The sequence below is a fragment of the Candidatus Methylopumilus turicensis genome, from assembly GCF_000953015.1.
GTDB lineage: Bacteria > Pseudomonadota > Gammaproteobacteria > Burkholderiales > Methylophilaceae > Methylopumilus_A > Methylopumilus_A turicensis.
The window spans coordinates 483,756-499,933 of record NZ_LN794158.1 but is presented as its reverse complement, the minus strand read 5'-3'; the positions used below and the strand labels follow the sequence as shown (position 1 = coordinate 499,933).

At 45.9% G+C, this 16,178-nt stretch carries 11 protein-coding genes and 2 pseudogenes; 9 read left to right on the top strand and 4 right to left on the bottom strand.

What is annotated here, in order from left to right:
* Positions 1-17 precede the first annotated feature (17 nt).
* From prpB to mqo, 6 genes and pseudogenes are all read left to right on the top strand, one after another.
* A complete protein-coding gene (prpB, locus tag BN1209_RS02650; RefSeq protein ID WP_045750826.1) occupies positions 18-896 on the top strand; it encodes a methylisocitrate lyase in 879 nt (292 codons plus the stop codon).
* Between the two features lie 109 nt (positions 897-1,005).
* Entirely contained in the window at positions 1,006-2,166 is a 1,161-nt protein-coding gene (gene prpC / locus BN1209_RS02645) for a bifunctional 2-methylcitrate synthase/citrate synthase (protein WP_045750825.1), read from the top strand.
* Between the two features lie 23 nt (positions 2,167-2,189).
* Positions 2,190-3,632: pseudogene (locus BN1209_RS09200) on the top strand (bifunctional 2-methylcitrate dehydratase/aconitate hydratase); the annotation flags it as partial.
* A pseudogene (acnB, locus tag BN1209_RS09220) lies at positions 3,630-6,136 on the top strand (bifunctional aconitate hydratase 2/2-methylisocitrate dehydratase); the annotation flags it as partial. The pseudogenes BN1209_RS09200 and acnB, both read left to right, overlap by 3 nt.
* Positions 6,137-6,201: 65 nt before the next feature.
* Entirely contained in the window at positions 6,202-8,181 is a 1,980-nt protein-coding gene (gene acs / locus BN1209_RS02635) for an acetate--CoA ligase (protein ID WP_045750824.1), read from the top strand.
* 241 nt (positions 8,182-8,422) lie between these two features.
* Positions 8,423-9,928: a malate dehydrogenase (quinone) gene (gene mqo / locus BN1209_RS02630; RefSeq protein ID WP_269446870.1), complete on the top strand. Its 1,506-nt coding sequence runs from the start codon at positions 8,423-8,425 to the stop codon at positions 9,926-9,928.
* A 101-nt stretch (positions 9,929-10,029) separates the two neighbouring features.
* Here the strand turns inward: mqo and galU are convergent, their stop codons facing one another.
* Together galU and BN1209_RS02620 are read right to left on the bottom strand one after the other, a co-directional pair.
* Complete coding sequence (gene galU, locus BN1209_RS02625; RefSeq protein WP_045750822.1) at positions 10,030-10,914, bottom strand: UTP--glucose-1-phosphate uridylyltransferase GalU; 885 nt, start codon at positions 10,912-10,914, stop codon at positions 10,030-10,032.
* A gap of 27 nt (positions 10,915-10,941) precedes the next feature.
* Positions 10,942-11,766, bottom strand: a complete 825-nt coding sequence (locus BN1209_RS02620; RefSeq protein WP_045750821.1) for an inositol monophosphatase family protein — start codon at positions 11,764-11,766, stop codon at positions 10,942-10,944.
* 106 nt (positions 11,767-11,872) lie between these two features.
* Between BN1209_RS02620 and BN1209_RS02615 the strand changes: the two genes are divergently transcribed.
* Positions 11,873-12,625, top strand: a complete 753-nt coding sequence (locus BN1209_RS02615) for an RNA methyltransferase (RefSeq protein WP_045751919.1) — start codon at positions 11,873-11,875, stop codon at positions 12,623-12,625.
* Positions 12,626-12,630: 5 nt separating this feature from the next.
* Entirely contained in the window at positions 12,631-13,377 is a 747-nt protein-coding gene (gene cysE, locus BN1209_RS02610) for a serine O-acetyltransferase (protein ID WP_045750820.1), read from the top strand.
* 20 nt (positions 13,378-13,397) lie between these two features.
* Here the strand turns inward: cysE and BN1209_RS02605 are convergent, their stop codons facing one another.
* A complete protein-coding gene (locus BN1209_RS02605; RefSeq protein WP_045750819.1) occupies positions 13,398-14,033 on the bottom strand; it encodes a ParA family protein in 636 nt (211 codons plus the stop codon).
* Positions 14,033-14,434 (bottom strand): hypothetical protein, encoded by a 402-nt coding sequence (locus BN1209_RS09195; RefSeq protein WP_045751918.1) that lies wholly within the window; start codon positions 14,432-14,434, stop codon positions 14,033-14,035. The genes BN1209_RS02605 and BN1209_RS09195 overlap by 1 nt, the downstream gene beginning before the upstream one ends.
* A 309-nt stretch (positions 14,435-14,743) precedes the next feature.
* Between BN1209_RS09195 and BN1209_RS02595 the strand changes: the two genes are divergently transcribed.
* Positions 14,744-15,988, top strand: coding sequence for a glycosyltransferase family 4 protein (locus BN1209_RS02595; RefSeq protein ID WP_171816491.1), 1,245 nt, complete (start codon positions 14,744-14,746; stop codon positions 15,986-15,988).
* Positions 15,989-16,178: the final 190 nt, after the last annotated feature.

Genomic DNA, 16,178 nt, shown 5'->3' with positions numbered 1-16,178 from the left:
AAACCTAGGACATTAACATGACGACCCTTAATTCAGCCGGCGCAAGATTCCGCGCAGCACTTGCCGCAGAAAAGCCTTTGCAAATCATCGGCGCAATTAACGCTTACCACGCAAAACTTGCTGAACAAGTTGGCTACAAAGCACTTTACCTTTCTGGTGGCGGCGTTGCGGCTGGATCACTTGGCTTGCCCGACCTTGGCATCTCAACGATGGATGATGTAATGACAGACGTGCGTCGCATTACCGATGCCACGGATGTGCCTTTGTTAGTTGATATCGACACAGGCTTTGGTGGTGCATTTAACATCGCCCGCACAGTCAAATCCATGATCAAAATGGGCGCCGCGGCTGTGCATATTGAAGACCAAGTGCAAGCAAAACGCTGCGGTCATCGCCCGAATAAAGCCGTGGTGAGCCAACAAGAAATGGTGGATCGCGTTAAGGCAGCAGTGGACGCAAAAACCGATCCTAGTTTCGTCATCATGGCTCGCACTGATGCGCTTGCTGTTGAAGGTTTGCAATCAGCGATTGACCGTGCATGTGCATGCGTTGAGGCTGGTGCTGACATGATTTTTCCTGAAGCCATGACAGAACTTAGCATGTACAAGCAGTTTGCCAATGCCGTCAAAGTGCCTGTGCTAGCCAATATTACTGAGTTCGGCTCAACACCACTATTTACAGTTGAAGAGCTTGCCACTGCAGATGTAGGCATGGTGCTGTATCCACTTTCCGCTTTCCGCGCCATGAACCAAGCAGCGCTTAAAGTTTACGAGGCTGTTCGTAAAGAAGGCACACAAAAGAATGTAGTACCACTGATGCAAAGCCGCATGGAGCTTTACGATTATTTGGGTTACCACGCTTTTGAACAAAAGCTTGATGAACTCTACAAGAGTTAATCAACAAAAATATAAAGCGAAACTCTACAAAAGTTAAGCGATAAAAACTCACCCGTCGCTTTAATGATTTAAACAAAAGTTATATTAAAAATAACGATAGGAAACAGTCATGACAAACCATGCAAATCCAGCACCTGCTGAGCCAAAACGTAAAAAAGGCGTTGCCCTTTCTGGTGTCGTTGCAGGCATTTCAGCCATCTGTACTGTCGGCCACTCAGGCAACGATTTGCATTATCGCGGTTACGACATTTTAGAATTAGCCAAACACGCGACCTTTGAAGAAGTGGCGTATTTGTTGATTCACGGCGCATTGCCAACTAAAACTGAATTAACGGGATACCACGCAAAACTTAAAAAACTGCGTGATTTACCAGCTGCACTTAAAACTGTTTTAGAGCAAATTCCAGCCAACGCCCATCCAATGGACGTCATGCGGACAGCTTGCTCCATGCTCGGCACACTTGAGCAAGAAGCTGAAGACCATAACATTAATGGTGCAAAAGATATTGCTGATCGTTTGATTGCTTGCTTTGGCTCTGTTTTGCTTTATTGGTATCACTTTAGTCACCACAACAAACGCATCAACTGCGTGACGGATGATGATTCTGTCGCCGCGCATTTCTTACATTTATTACACGGCAAAAAACCATCCGCTTTACACGAAGCCTGCATGAACACGTCTTTAGTGCTTTACGCAGAACATGAATTTAATGCTTCAACATTCACTGCCCGCGTCATTTCAGGCACGCTTGCTGACATTTACTCTAGCATCAGTGGTGCGATTGGTGCCCTGAGCGGCCCTAAACACGGCGGCGCGAATGAAGTAGCGATGGAAATTATTGCGCGCTACCAAACACCTGATGAAGCAGAAGCTGACATCATGCGTCGCATGGCAGCTAAAGAAATTATCATTGGGTTTGGCCACCCTGTTTACACCATTTCAGACCCCCGCAACGTGGCGATTAAAGAAATCTCACGCAAGCTTTGCGAGGCTGGCAACAACATGAATTTATTTAACATTTCTGATCGCATTGAACAAACGATGTGGCGCGAAAAGAAAATGTTCCCGAACCTCGACTGGTACAGTGCGTCGAGTTATCACATGATGGGGGTTCCAACTGCCATGTTCACCCCCATCTTTGTGATTTCCCGCACGACTGGCTGGGCTGCACACGTTATTGAGCAGCGCATAGACAACAAGATTATTCGACCAAACGCAGAATATAACGGTCCCGAAGACCGTCCATTCTTGCCTATCGAAAAACGCTAATTTATATAAAAGAAAGCAATAACATGTCATCTCATATTTCAAATGTTCGCCCAGCAGCAGACCAAGTTTTAGTCGATATTGCTGATTATGTATTGAACTACAAAATTGATAGCGCAGAAGCTTACGATACCGCACGCAACTGTTTGATGGACACATTAGGTTGTGGATTAGAAGCGCTTTCATACCCTGCTTGCACAAAACTAATGGGGCCAATCGTTCCTGGCACTGTTGTACCGAATGGGGCAAAAGTACCAGGCACACAATTCCAACTCGACCCGATTCAAGCAGCATTCAACATCGGCGCGATGATTCGTTGGTTAGACTTTAACGATACTTGGTTGGCTGCTGAATGGGGTCATCCATCTGATAACTTAGGTGGCATCCTTGCAACCTCTGATTGGATTTCCCGCACACGTGTTGCGCAAGGCAAAGTACCCTTGACTGTTAAAGATGTGCTTACTGCCATGATTAAAGCCCACGAAATCCAAGGCGTGCTTGCCCTTGAGAACAGTTTTAACCGCGTTGGTTTAGATCACGTAATTTTGGTGAAAGTCGCCTCTACTGCTGTAGTCACAGGCTTGCTTGGCGGCACGAAAGAAGAAATTATCAATGCCGTTTCTAATGCATGGGTCGATGGTCAAGCGCTACGTACCTATCGCCACACGCCAAATACTGGCTCACGTAAATCATGGGCTGCTGGTGATGCAACGAGTCGCGCAGTACGTTTGGCTTTAATGGCGATGAAAGGTGAAATGGGTTATCCATCAGCACTGACAGCGAAAACTTGGGGCTTTTATGACGTGTCATTCAAAGGTCAGCCATTCAAATTCCAACGTCCATACGGTAGTTATGTGATGGAACAAGTATTGTTCAAAATCTCGTTCCCTGCAGAATTCCATGCACAAACCGCTGTGGAATGTGCGTTAACACTGCACCCACAAATTGGGGAGCGTATTAATACACTAGAAAAAATCGATCAAATTGAAAAAATCGTGATTACAACGCACGAATCTGCAATCCGCATCATTGATAAAACAGGTCCATTAGCGAACCCAGCCGACCGTGACCACTGTATTCAATACATGAGCGCAATTGGTCTATTAAAAGGCAACCTCACCGCAGCTGATTATGAAGATGATGTTGCGGGTGACCCACGCGTTGATGCGCTGCGCGCAAAAATGCAATGCGTGGAAAAGGCGGAATACACCAAGGACTATTTAGACCCTGAAAAACGTTCTATTGCGAATGCGATTCAAGTGTTCTTTAAAGATGGCTCTAAATCTGACAATGTCGCTGTGGAATATCCAATTGGCCATCGTCGTCGTCGCGGTGAGGGCATTCCTGAGCTAGTGAAAAAATTCAAAATCAACTTGGCACGTCGTTTCCCAGCGAAACAACAAGCGGCAATTTTGGCGGTGTGCGAGAACCAAAAAACATTGGAAGCCACACCAGTTCACGAATTCGTTGCAGAGCAAGTAGCTTTGCTTGTTGAATTACTGAAGGTCACGCCTGCCAACTCATCCGATGCGTCTGAGCTTGTTGATTTACTCGAGAACCGTATTCCTGCTGGGGTGGATCAAGCAGCGTATGTGAAGGCGGCATTCTTAGCGGATTTAGCAAAGGGCGTGGCCAAATCTGCTTTGGTATCACCCCATCATGCCGTAAAGTTACTCGGCACCATGTTGGGCGGTTATAACGTTCAAGCTTTGGTTGCTTTGCTCGATAGCAGTGATGCTGCGCTCGCTGCTGAAGCGGGTTCTATTCTTTCTCATACCATCCTGATGTTCGATGCTTATCATGATGTCGCCACCAAGATGAAGGCCGGTAATGCCCATGCGAAGAAGCTCATTGAATCTTGGGCTGCTGGCGAATGGTTTACTGCACGCCCTAAACTTGCTGATGAAATCCGTGTGGTGGTGTTTAAGGTCGCTGGTGAAACCAATACCGATGATCTCTCTCCTGCACAAGAAGCTTGGTCTCGTCCTGATATCCCGCAGCACGCCAAAGCGATGCTCGTGAACAAGATGCCAGAAGCGTTAAGTGTGATCGAAGCGCTCAAAGCCAAACACGGCTTACCACTTGCTTATGTGGGTGATGTGGTGGGGACTGGTTCATCACGCAAGTCAGCGATTAACTCATTACAGTGGTATATGGGTGATGACATCCCTAACATCCCAAACAAACGCACTGGCGGTATCGTCATTGGCAGTAAGATTGCCCCAATCTTCTTTAACACTGCAGAAGACTCTGGTGCTTTCCCGATTCAATGTGATGTCAGCAAACTCAATACCGGTGATGTGATTGTGATTCGTCCGTATCAAGGCACCATTACTAAAGATACAGGTAGTCAAGATACTGGAAACGCAGGCGACGTCCTCGCCACCTTCGACATGGCACCGCTCACCATTGCCGATGAGGTGCGAGCCGGCGGCCGTATCCCCCTCATCATTGGGCGTGGCTTAACAACGAATGCACGCACGACATTAGGCTTACCCCCATCAGATCTCTTCATTCACCCCATTGCCCCTAAAGATACTGGCAAGGGTTATACGCTTGCCCAGAAGATGGTGGGCCGTGCTTGTGGGTTACCTGAAGGCGTAGGTGTACGTCCTGGTACTTACTGTGAACCGAAAGCCACCACCGTTGGCTCTCAAGACACCACAGGCGGCATGACCCGTGACGAACTTAAAGAACTCGCTTGCTTAGGCTTTAGCGCTGACTTAGTCATGCAAAGCTTCTGTCATACCGCCGCTTATCCTAAGCCTGTGGATATTAAGCTACAACACAGCTTGCCTGAGTTTATGTCTAGCCGTGGCGGTGTATCGCTGCGTCCTGGTGATGGCGTGATCCACTCTTGGCTTAACCGTATGGTGTTACCCGATACGGTCGGCACAGGGGGCGACTCACATACCCGTTTCCCCATTGGCATTTCCTTCCCAGCAGGTTCAGGCTTAGTCGCCTTTGCGGCGGCCATGGGGGTGATGCCTCTTGATATGCCTGAATCAGTCTTAGTGCGCTTTAAAGGCGAGATGCAGCCTGGCATTACTTTACGAGACTTAGTGAACGCGATTCCCTATGTGGCCATTCAAGCTGGTGAACTCACGACCGATAAGAAAGGCAAGAAGAACGTCTTTAACGGCCGCGTACTCGAGATTGAAGGCTTACCTGACCTGAAGGTCGAACAAGCCTTTGAGTTTGCTGATGCTTCTGCTGAACGTTCAGCCAACGGCTGTACCGTGCGCTTAAACAAAGAACCCGTCATCGAGTTTTTAAAGTCCAACATCGTGCTCATGCAAAACATGATCGATCATGATTATGAAGATGCACGTACACTCAAGCGCCGTATTGAAGCCATGGAAGCTTGGCTCGCGAATCCGCAGCTACTCGAACCAGATGCGGATGCAGAATATGCACACATCTTTGAGATTGATTTAAACCAAATCAAAGAACCGCTGGTGGCGTGTCCGAACGATCCTGATGACATCAAGCCACTGTCTGCAGTGCAAAACGACAAGATTGATGAAGTCTTTATCGGTAGCTGTATGACCAATATCGGTCATTACCGCGCAGCTGCCAAAGTATTAGAAGGTCAAGGCGCTATTCCAACCAGATTATGGATTGCACCACCGACAAGAATGGACGAAGCACAGCTGCGTGATGAAGGGGTTTACTCGACCTTTGGGATCGCAGGGGCGAGAACTGAAGTGCCTGGATGTTCTTTGTGTATGGGCAACCAAGCCAGAGTCGCAGACAAAGCCTAGGCTCTGCAGAACTCGCTGCGGTGTGTGCCAAACTAGGGCGCTTGCCAACAACGGCAGAGTACTTGCAAGTCGTGGGCGACACCATCAGCCAACATCACGCGCAAATCTATCAGTACCTCAACTTCAATTTGATGGATGAGTACAAAACTAATATGGTGATGAGTGCTGGCAAAAAAATCATCGCAATTAATGCTGGCGCGGCAGTTTAGCTCTACTTTTAAAACAATAATTTTTAAATCATCACAATAATAATAAAACATCAGTGGGAGTAAGGATGAGTTCTATCGAATCAGTGATGCATGAAACACGGGTTTTCAAGCCGAGTGAACAGCTACAAGCCAATGCCGCAGTAAAAGGCATGGCTGAGTATAAAGCCCTTTGTAAAAAAGCAGGTGACGACTATGAAGGTTTTTGGGCTGAACTTGCGAGTGAATTGCTTGACTGGAAAAAGCCTTTCTCCCAAACACTAGATGAGTCTAACGCGCCTTTTTATCGCTGGTTTGGTGACGGTGAGCTTAATGTTTCTTACAACTGTCTTGACCGCCACTTAGCGACACGCGCTAACCAAACTGCCATTATTTTTGAAGCAGATGACGGTAGTGTCAGCCATGTGACTTACCAGGAATTATATCACCGCGTTTGTAAACTAGCCAACGGCCTGAAGTCCCTAAAATTCAATACAGGTGACCGCGTCATTATTTACTTACCGATGGGCGTCGAAGCGATTGTCGCGATGCAAGCTTGCGCTCGTTTAGGCTTAACACATTCGGTGGTATTCGGTGGTTTTTCATCAAAAAGCTTACAAGAGCGCATTCAAGATACAGGCGCTCGTGCAGTCATTACTGCTGATGGCCAATTCCGTGGCGGCAAAGCATTGCCATTAAAATCTGCTGTTGACGAAGCGCTCACAATGCCAGGTTGTGAAAGCGTTGAAAAAGTCATCGTATATAAACGTACTGGTTTAGCGATTGATTTTAATAGTCGTGACATTTGGTGGGACGATTTAATCGAGGGCCAAGCCAACACTTGTGAGCCTGTTTATGTCAATGCAGAACACCCCCTATTCTTACTCTACACCTCCGGCTCTACAGGCAAACCAAAAGGTGTTCAACATTCATCAGCCGGGTATTTACTCCATGCCATGAACACCATGCGCTGGACCTTTGATGCCAATGAGAAAGACGTCTTTTGGTGTACTGCAGATGTGGGTTGGATTACAGGACATAGCTATGTAGCCTACGGCCCATTAGCTTTAGGCGTGACGCAGGTGGTATTTGAGGGCATTCCAACCTACCCAGATGCAGCACGCTTCTGGCGCATGATTGCGGCCCATAAAGTCAGCATTTTCTACACAGCACCAACTGCCATTCGGTCATTGATTAAGTCTTCAAGCACCAACCCTGAACTTCATCCGAAACAATATGATTTAAGTAGCTTACGTTTATTGGGTTCAGTGGGCGAGCCTATCAATCCAGAGGCTTGGATGTGGTATTACGAAGAAGTGGGCAATAATCATTGCCCTATCATGGATACATTTTGGCAAACGGAAACAGGTGGGCACGTGATTACGCCGCTGCCAGGTGTCACACCACTTATCCCAGGTTCTTGCACTTTACCCTTTCCTGGCATTCAAGCAGATGTTGTGGATGAAACAGGTAAAGATGTGCCTTGGGGTACTGGGGGCTTGATGGTGATTAAACGTCCGTGGCCTTCGATGATTCGGACGATATGGAATGACGATGAACGCTATGTAAAATCCTATTTCCCAGAAGATTTGGGTGGGAAGCTTTATCTCGCTGGCGATGGTGCAATTCGCGATGCAGAAACTGGCTACTTCACGATCATGGGCCGTATTGATGATGTACTGAATGTTTCTGGTCACCGCCTAGGCACGATGGAAATTGAGTCTGCGTTGGTAGCGAATCCATTAGTAGCTGAAGCTGCAGTTGTGGGCAGACCGCATGACATCAAAGGAGAATCGATCGTCGCTTATGTGGTACTTAAAGGCAAACGACCAGAAGGTGATGAAGCTAAAAAAATGATTGCCGAATTACGTGAATGGGTTGGCAAAGAAATCGGACCTATTGCAAAACCTGACGACATTCGCTTTGGAGATAATTTGCCTAAAACACGCTCAGGGAAAATCATGCGTCGCTTATTGCGGAGCTTGGCAAGAGGTGAAGAGATTACCTCGGATATTTCGACTTTAGAAAATCCAGCGATTTTAGAACAACTCAAAGAGGTCATTAATTAATGACTGCTCAGAAACGCAGGATTTCGACGCAGGCTAACTCGCGTAGCGATGTTAAGCAAAGCGGCCGAAGCCAAAATCCAGCGATTCTTGAACAGCTGAAACAAAGCATCACTTAATTTTCAGTCAAAAAAGCAATCAACCAAGATGGGGCGCTTTGCCCCATCTGCATGTCAGGCATAGCAATTTACATCAAGCGCATTCACGCTTATCATGCTGACCGAGCGACTAGATATAAAGCGCGATTTTTAATCAAAATAGGCAAGCATTCATGTCAAATCAGCAAGTCGATGTTTTATTAGTGGGCGCAGGCGTCATGAGCGCAACACTAGCGGCTATGCTAAAAGAGCTCGACCCCAATTTGTCGATTAACATCGTTGAGCGTTTACCCAAAATCGCGGGAGAAAGCTCCGATGGCTGGAACAATGCTGGAACAGGTCACGCAGGCTATTGTGAACTTAATTACACCCCACAAAATGCTGATGGCAGCGTTGCGATTAACCGTGCGCTCAACATCAATGCTGCTTTTGAAGAGTCACTACAGTTTTGGTCTTATTTAGTCGAACAAAACATTTTAAAAGCCAAAGATTTTATCAACCCAACACCGCATCTCAGCTTTGTTTGGGGGCAAGATAATGTCGCTTTTCTGAAAAAACGCTTTGATGGCTTGAGTCAACATCCTTTATTCCAGGATATGGAGTACAGCGAGGACGTAAGTAAGCTCAAGCAATGGATGCCATTAATTATGGAAGGCCGTGACAATCAAGCTGTTGCAGCCACCCGTATTGATTACGGCACCGATGTAGATTTTGGTGCACTAACGCGCGGCTTAATTTCACACCTTCAAAAACAAAATGATTTTGAGTTAAAACTCAGCCACAGTGTGCGACGACTTAAGCAAGACAAACGTGGCATCTGGCATGTTGGCGTGCATGATTTAAACAATAAAAAATCACATACCATTAAAGCTAAATTTGTATTTTTAGGGGCTGGCGGCGGCGCATTACCGCTACTACAAAAATCACGCATTCCCGAAAGCAAAGGTTACGGCGGCTTTCCTGTGAGTGGCTTGTGGCTAGTATGCAAAAATCCTGACATCATTAAAGAACACAATGCAAAAGTGTATGGCAAGGCCGCCATCGGGGCACCGCCAATGTCTGTACCGCACTTAGATACCCGCATTATTGATGGTGAACCCGCTTTATTGTTTGGCCCGTATGCAGGATTTACCACTAAGTTCCTCAAAAAAGGCTCTTTACTGGACTTAGTAAAATCATTCAAGCTCAACAATATGAAGTCGATGACATGGGCTGGTTTGCGCAATATGGATTTAACCCGCTATTTAATTGGCGAAGTATTTCAATCACCGGCTAAACGTTTAGATGCTTTGAAGCAATATTTCCCAAACGCCAAAACCGAAGACTGGCATTTAGCCACCGCTGGTCAACGTGTCCAAATCATTAAAAACTGTCATAAAAAAGGCGGGAAATTAGAGTTTGGCACTGAAATTGTGACGGCTAAAGATGGCTCGATTGCTGCTTTATTAGGTGCTTCACCAGGCGCGTCAACTTCAGTGCAAGCGATGACCGAAGTCATTAAGCGCTGTTTTAGTGACCGCGTGCAAACGCAAGAATGGAAAGCAAAGATGCGGACGATGGTGCCATCCTATGGACAGTCCCTCATTGATGATGCAGAGCTTCTCAAAGAAGTTAGAAAAAGAACACTCGCAACACTCGATCTTAAAAAATAGACATAAAAAATCCCAGCAGACCGCAAGGGTCTTGTCCGTGGAATATATCCGCTAAAGCAGATTATTCACACGCCATGGGGATTTTCAATTCAAAAACGCATTTACTTAAACTTTTCTTCATTCACAATCTTCTCTAGCAACTTCTTAAAGTCTGCACCAACCTCAGGATGGCGTAAACCTAAACGCACTGTCGCCTCCATATAGCCCGCTTTAGAGCCGCAATCATAACGAACTCCGTCGTATCGGTAAGCCAAGATTTGCTCTTCAGCCAATAGCGCTGAAATACCGTCCGTTAATTGAATTTCACCACCAGCACCAGGTTTTACATTATCCAAATGATGAAAAATTCTTGGCGTTAAAATATAACGACCTACTACGCCGAGTGTAGATGGCGCATCTTCTGGTTTTGGTTTTTCTACAATGCCTGATACCTGCTCGATTTGTTCATTGACTGGTGTTGTAGCGACAATACCGTAACTCTTGGTTTGCTCGCGTGGCACATTCTGTACACCTAACAATGAACAGCGGTAGTAATCATAAGCATCGACCATTTGCTTCATCACAGGCACATTGCCGTCAAGCAAGTCATCAGCTAATAGCACCGCAAATGGCTCATCATTCACTACTGGTCTTGCAATACGCACTGCGTGGCCTAAGCCCAATGCTTGTGCTTGACGAATATAAATACAATTCACATGTTTAGGAATAATGTTTTGAACGATTTTAAGCAGCTCTGTTTTACCGTTACGCTCAAGCTCGTTTTCCAATTCGTAAGCCATATCAAAATGATCTGGAATGGCACGTTTATTACGACCGATAATAAAAATTAAATCGGTAATGCCGGCATCAATCGCCTCTTCCACCGCATATTGAATAAGCGGTTTATCAATAATCGGCAACATCTCTTTTGGATTTGCTTTGGTCGCCGGCAAAAAACGTGTGCCTAAACCCGCTACTGGAAAAACCGCTTTCGTCACTTTTTTCATCGCGCTACCTTTGGTGTTCAATGTTGACTATTCAGAAATAACTGCTTGGTATTTTGACTTTAATTCATCGGTTAAATGTGGCGCTAATACTTGTAACATTTGTGCGAAAACTTTCGGATTGCCCGCCACGATATTGCCGGTGTCTATCCAAGTTTCATTTCCTTCAAAGTCGCCCACAATACCCCCCGCCTCTTGCACCAATAATGCGCCTGCGGCAATATCCCATTTAGACAAACCGATTTCCCAGAAGCCATCAAACCAGCCAGCGGCCACATAAGCTAAATCAAGCGCAGCTGATCCAGGGCGGCGAAGACCTGCCGTATTCTTAATCATGTCTTTGAACATGCCAAGGTAGGTATCTAGGTGCTTAAAATCACGGAATGGAAAACCAGTGCCTATCATCGAGCTTTGGAGTTTGGCACGGTTGCTCACACGGATACGTTTGTCGTTTAAAAAAGCACCTCGACCACGCGTTGCGGTAAATAAATCGTTACGACTGGGGTCAAACACAACTGCTTGCTCTAATTGACCACGACTCATTAAAGCAATCGACACGGAGTATTGCTCAAAACCATGCAAGAAGTTGGTTGTGCCATCCAACGGATCGATAATCCAAACATGTTCGGCGTCCACTCGGTCATGGCCACTTTCTTCACCAATAAATCCATGATCGGGATAAAGCGCTTGGAGTGTTTCAATAATTGCACGCTCAGCCGCATGGTCAACTTCGCTGACAAAGTCGTTGTAATTTTTACTGTGTACTTTAATCGAACCTACATCTTGAGAGGCGCGATTGATGATGGTGCCAGCAAGGCGCGCGGCTTTTACCGCATTCGTTAGCATTGGATGCATGTGTGTTTTCCATTGTTGCCTGATGTCGATTAAGGACATCTGTAGATTAAAACTACATGAGGCATGATTAAAGAGCTGTTAAAATAACATTTTAATGCTTTATGCCATGACTTCCAAACTTAACTTACTAAATAATTTTCGCATTGTGCTCTGCCAAACCAGCCACCCGGGCAATATTGGCTCAACAGCACGTGCAATGAAAACCATGGGTCTGACTCAGCTCTATTTGGTCCAGCCCAAACACTTTCCAGACAAGGAAGCAAATGCGCTTGCTTGTGGGGCAATTGATCTCCTTGAAAATGCAGTCGTTTGTGACACCTTGGAGGATGCCTTAAAAGGCTGTGCTGTGGCAATTGGCATGAGCGCCCGCAAACGCCAGCTTTCACATGAACTCATCTCCTCACGCGAGGCGGCAATGCGTGCAGCAAGCATTGCACATGGAGAGCAAGCAGTGGCTTTAGTATTTGGCACAGAGATGAGCGGACTCTCTAATCGAGAGTTGGATTTATGCCAATTATTGGCAATGATTCCGACCAACCCCGACTTTTCATCACTTAACGTCGCCGCGGCAGTTCAAGTCATGTGTTATGAATTACGGATGGCATCAGGCGAAGGCAATATTGAAAATACTGCAAACAAAGTACCGCTAGCCACCAGCGATGAAGTGGAGGGCTTTTATCAACACTTAGAAGAAACGCTCATTAAAGTTGGTTTTTTAAATCCGAAAGAACCTAAAAAGTTGATGCAACGCGTGCGTCGTATTTACGCCCGTGCAAATCTAGAAAAAGAAGAAGTCAATATTTTGCGTGGTATATTAAAACTCACGCAAAACCCACGAAGCTTTAGCGATAAAGAGTAAAAACAATGCTAGATCATATTAAAGAAGATATTTCAGTTGTCTTTGAGCGTGACCCTGCTGCAAGAACGCACTGGGAAATTATCACCACATATCCGGGTGTTCATGCCCTCCTTGTTCATCGCTTATCCCATTGGATTTGGCGTAAACGTTTTTTCTGGCTTGCTCGCTTTATTGCGCATATCAGCCGCTGGATGACTGGGATTGAAATTCATCCCGGGGCAACCATTGGTCGCCGTGTATTTATCGATCATGGCATGGGCGTGGTGATTGGGGAAACCGCCGTGATTGGTGATGATTGCACGCTTTATCACGGCATTACGCTAGGGGGTACATCATGGAACAAAGGTAAACGCCACCCAACCTTAGAACAAGGCGTAGTCATTGGCGCGGGTGCTAAAGTGCTGGGCCCAATCACGATTGGCAAAGGTGCAAAGATTGGCTCTAATGCCGTGGTTGTAAAAGACGTGCCTGAGAATGCGACGGCAGTTGGTATCCCTGCTCGCATACTTGAACAAGAAACCAACAAACAACGCGATGAAATGGCAGAAAAAATTGGCTTTTCAGCTTACGCTGTTAGCGACAACGCAAACGATCCGATGACCAAAGCGATTCAGGCTTTGCTTGATCATGCAGCCGCGCAAGATTTAAAACTGCAGGAAGTGATGGCGCAACTTAACAAACTAGGCGCAGATGTTGAGTCTGATGCTGATGTAGGTAAAGCGTTTGATGTAGATGCGTTTAAAAAACTCTAACTGACCAATCAGCAAGTTGCTTAAACGCCTTTGTTTTCGCCTGCTCGTATCCATTGCAACAAGTTTGACCACTGCTGAATATCTTGTTTGACGCGAGAGGGGCTCATGTCAAACAAACTCAGCCCAGCCTCTGCGGCATGCACGTAGGCTTGCGCGCTGCGCAAATGTCCCATGACGGGGAATCCACTTTGCGCTAAATAGTCCTCAAGATTGATGGCGGCTTTGGTTCTTGCATTCACACGCATGCCCACCATCGCAACAAAGGTACGTTCCTTGCGAACAGCCTTTTCCTCTTTTAGCACTTCCAAAAAGTCCTGTGTCGCATTGATATCAAAACTCGATGATTGCATTGGCACAATGACCCAGTCTGCGGCCTTCACCGCATCACTCAACTTATCTCCACGCAAACCGGCTGGAGAATCAATCACGTTAATATCCGCACTCAAGCTACTCAGGTGGCCGCTTCTGCCGTTCAGCGCATGGATTAAGGGTAAATGACTTGGCCGACGCTCAAGCCAGCCAAGCGAAGACTCTTGTCTATCCATGTCGGACAGCACCACATGGCGACCTCGACTGGCAAAATAGCCAGCCAGATTAGTCGCAAGCGTTGTTTTGCCGCTCCCACCTTTGGGATTAGCGACGAGAAACGTTTTCATTATTTCTTCACAGCAGGTGTTACTGGGGCTTTGGCTTGCACAGCGACTTTAGCGGCTACTGCTGGTTTTGCTGAAGGCTGCACTTTAGTTTCTGTGCTTGTTTTAAGGGGCGCATCTTTGGTTTTAAAGGGCGCATCTTTAGATTTTGATTTAGCCGCTTTTTCATCCGCTTTTAATTTGGCTTTAGCTGCTTTCTCTTGAATAACGGCCATATTGGCACGCCACTCCTCAAGCTGCTCATCCTCCAGCTCCAACTGAATGGCAATTGCTTCTTCAACTGTGAGCTTTTCTTTATGGAGTCGCTTAGGTAATTTTCCACACATGCGAGAGAGAACGCGATCACGGTCTTCTTCATTTAATGCTTTCGCTTTTGCAACGTAATCAACATTTACACTTTTCATGGCCAACATTCCTATTAAAATTACTCAACTGAGCGATTAATTAACATTGTAAAGCTTTTGAATCACAGATATGTTACTTTTTTATGACAAAAAGAGCGATATAAAAAATCCATAAAAAATATAAAATCTCGACCCAATAATGGTCATTGTTAACTCAATAATAATATTGATAGCTTATGAAGAAAATATTTCAATTGAATTGTGAGTTGATGAGATGACCATAAAAAAGGTCCCAAAAGATTTCACAAAATTTTCACAAATCTCTTATTGATTCATCCTAAAATTTGTTAAAACTCAATGGATGTGGACATGCCAACAAAATCTGACACTCAACAACCACATCGACTCAAGTATGCGTTAGTGACCGAAACATTCCAACCTGAAATCAATGGCGTTGCGATGACATTAGGCAAAATAGCAGAACACCTCGCCAAAAAACAACATCTGGTCCAAGTCTTTCGCCCTCAGCAATCCAGGATGGACAAACCCTCACACACCAAACATCTGACGGAGCATTTGGTTGCGGGCATGCCGATTCCTTTTTATCAACACTTAAAATTCGGCTTCCCTGCTAAGAGCCATTTAATCAAGTGTTGGTCCGCAAATAAGCCAGATGTCGTGCACATTGCCACTGAAGGCCCGCTCGGATGGTCAGCTCTTCAAGCGGCAAAACAACTTAACATTCCAGTCATCAGCTCTTACCACACCAATTTCCATCAGTACTCTCAACACTACGGCGCTAGTTTTTTAGTCGATCCTATTCGAAATTATCTTAGGCACTTTCATAATCAAACGCTGGCAACATTGGCCCCTACCGCGCAGGTTGTCCACGAGTTAGAAAGCAGCGGTTATAACAATGTTTCTATCATGGCAAGAGGGGTCGATACCACGCAATTTCACCCTGCCATGCGCTCAAACCATTTGCGTAAAAGCTGGGGAGCCAGCGATGAGGACTTGGTGATTATTCATGTCGGCAGATTGGCCAAAGAAAAAAATATCCATTTAGTGCTCGATGCCTTTACCGCTATTCAAAAAGAAAAGCCGAGCACAAAACTAGTATTCGTGGGTGACGGCCCAATGCGAAACTCACTTGCCAAAGCTTGTCCGCATGCAATATTTAGTGGCAACAAACAAGGAAGAGACCTGGCTGAACATTACGCGTCAGCAGATCTATTTATATTTCCTAGCATGACGGAAACATTTGGAAATGTGGTACCTGAGGCATTAGCCAGCGGCTTGTGTGTGATTGCTTATGATTATGCAGCAGCTGGAAGCATCATTAAACATGGCGTCAATGGTCTACTTGCCCCTTTCAACCAAAGCAAGACCCTGATTGAAACAGCGTTAAATGCCACCAACAACATGAATATAGTCGCGCAATGTCGCGAACAGTCCGCTGCAAGCATAGCCAATCACCAATGGGATAAGGTGATAGATGAATTAGAAAGATTACTCTACGCCACCGCCAATGGCTTTAAACCGACAAAGTCAGCCACAAGCAAGCCTAATAAAAACAAGGCTAGCACAGCAAATCCCATTAATTTAAACGTATAAGGCAACAGGCCAACTTTCCTCGCGGCCTATGCAACGCTCCTCGCGTGCTATATCAAGCAACAAACGCTCACCAACCCTCAAATTAGCCCGACGTATCCATCCCTTTAACCACTAATTAATACTTGACTAAAGTATTGGGTTATTATATTATTTTTACATGGTTAGTGACGCAAAAAACATCATTAACCAC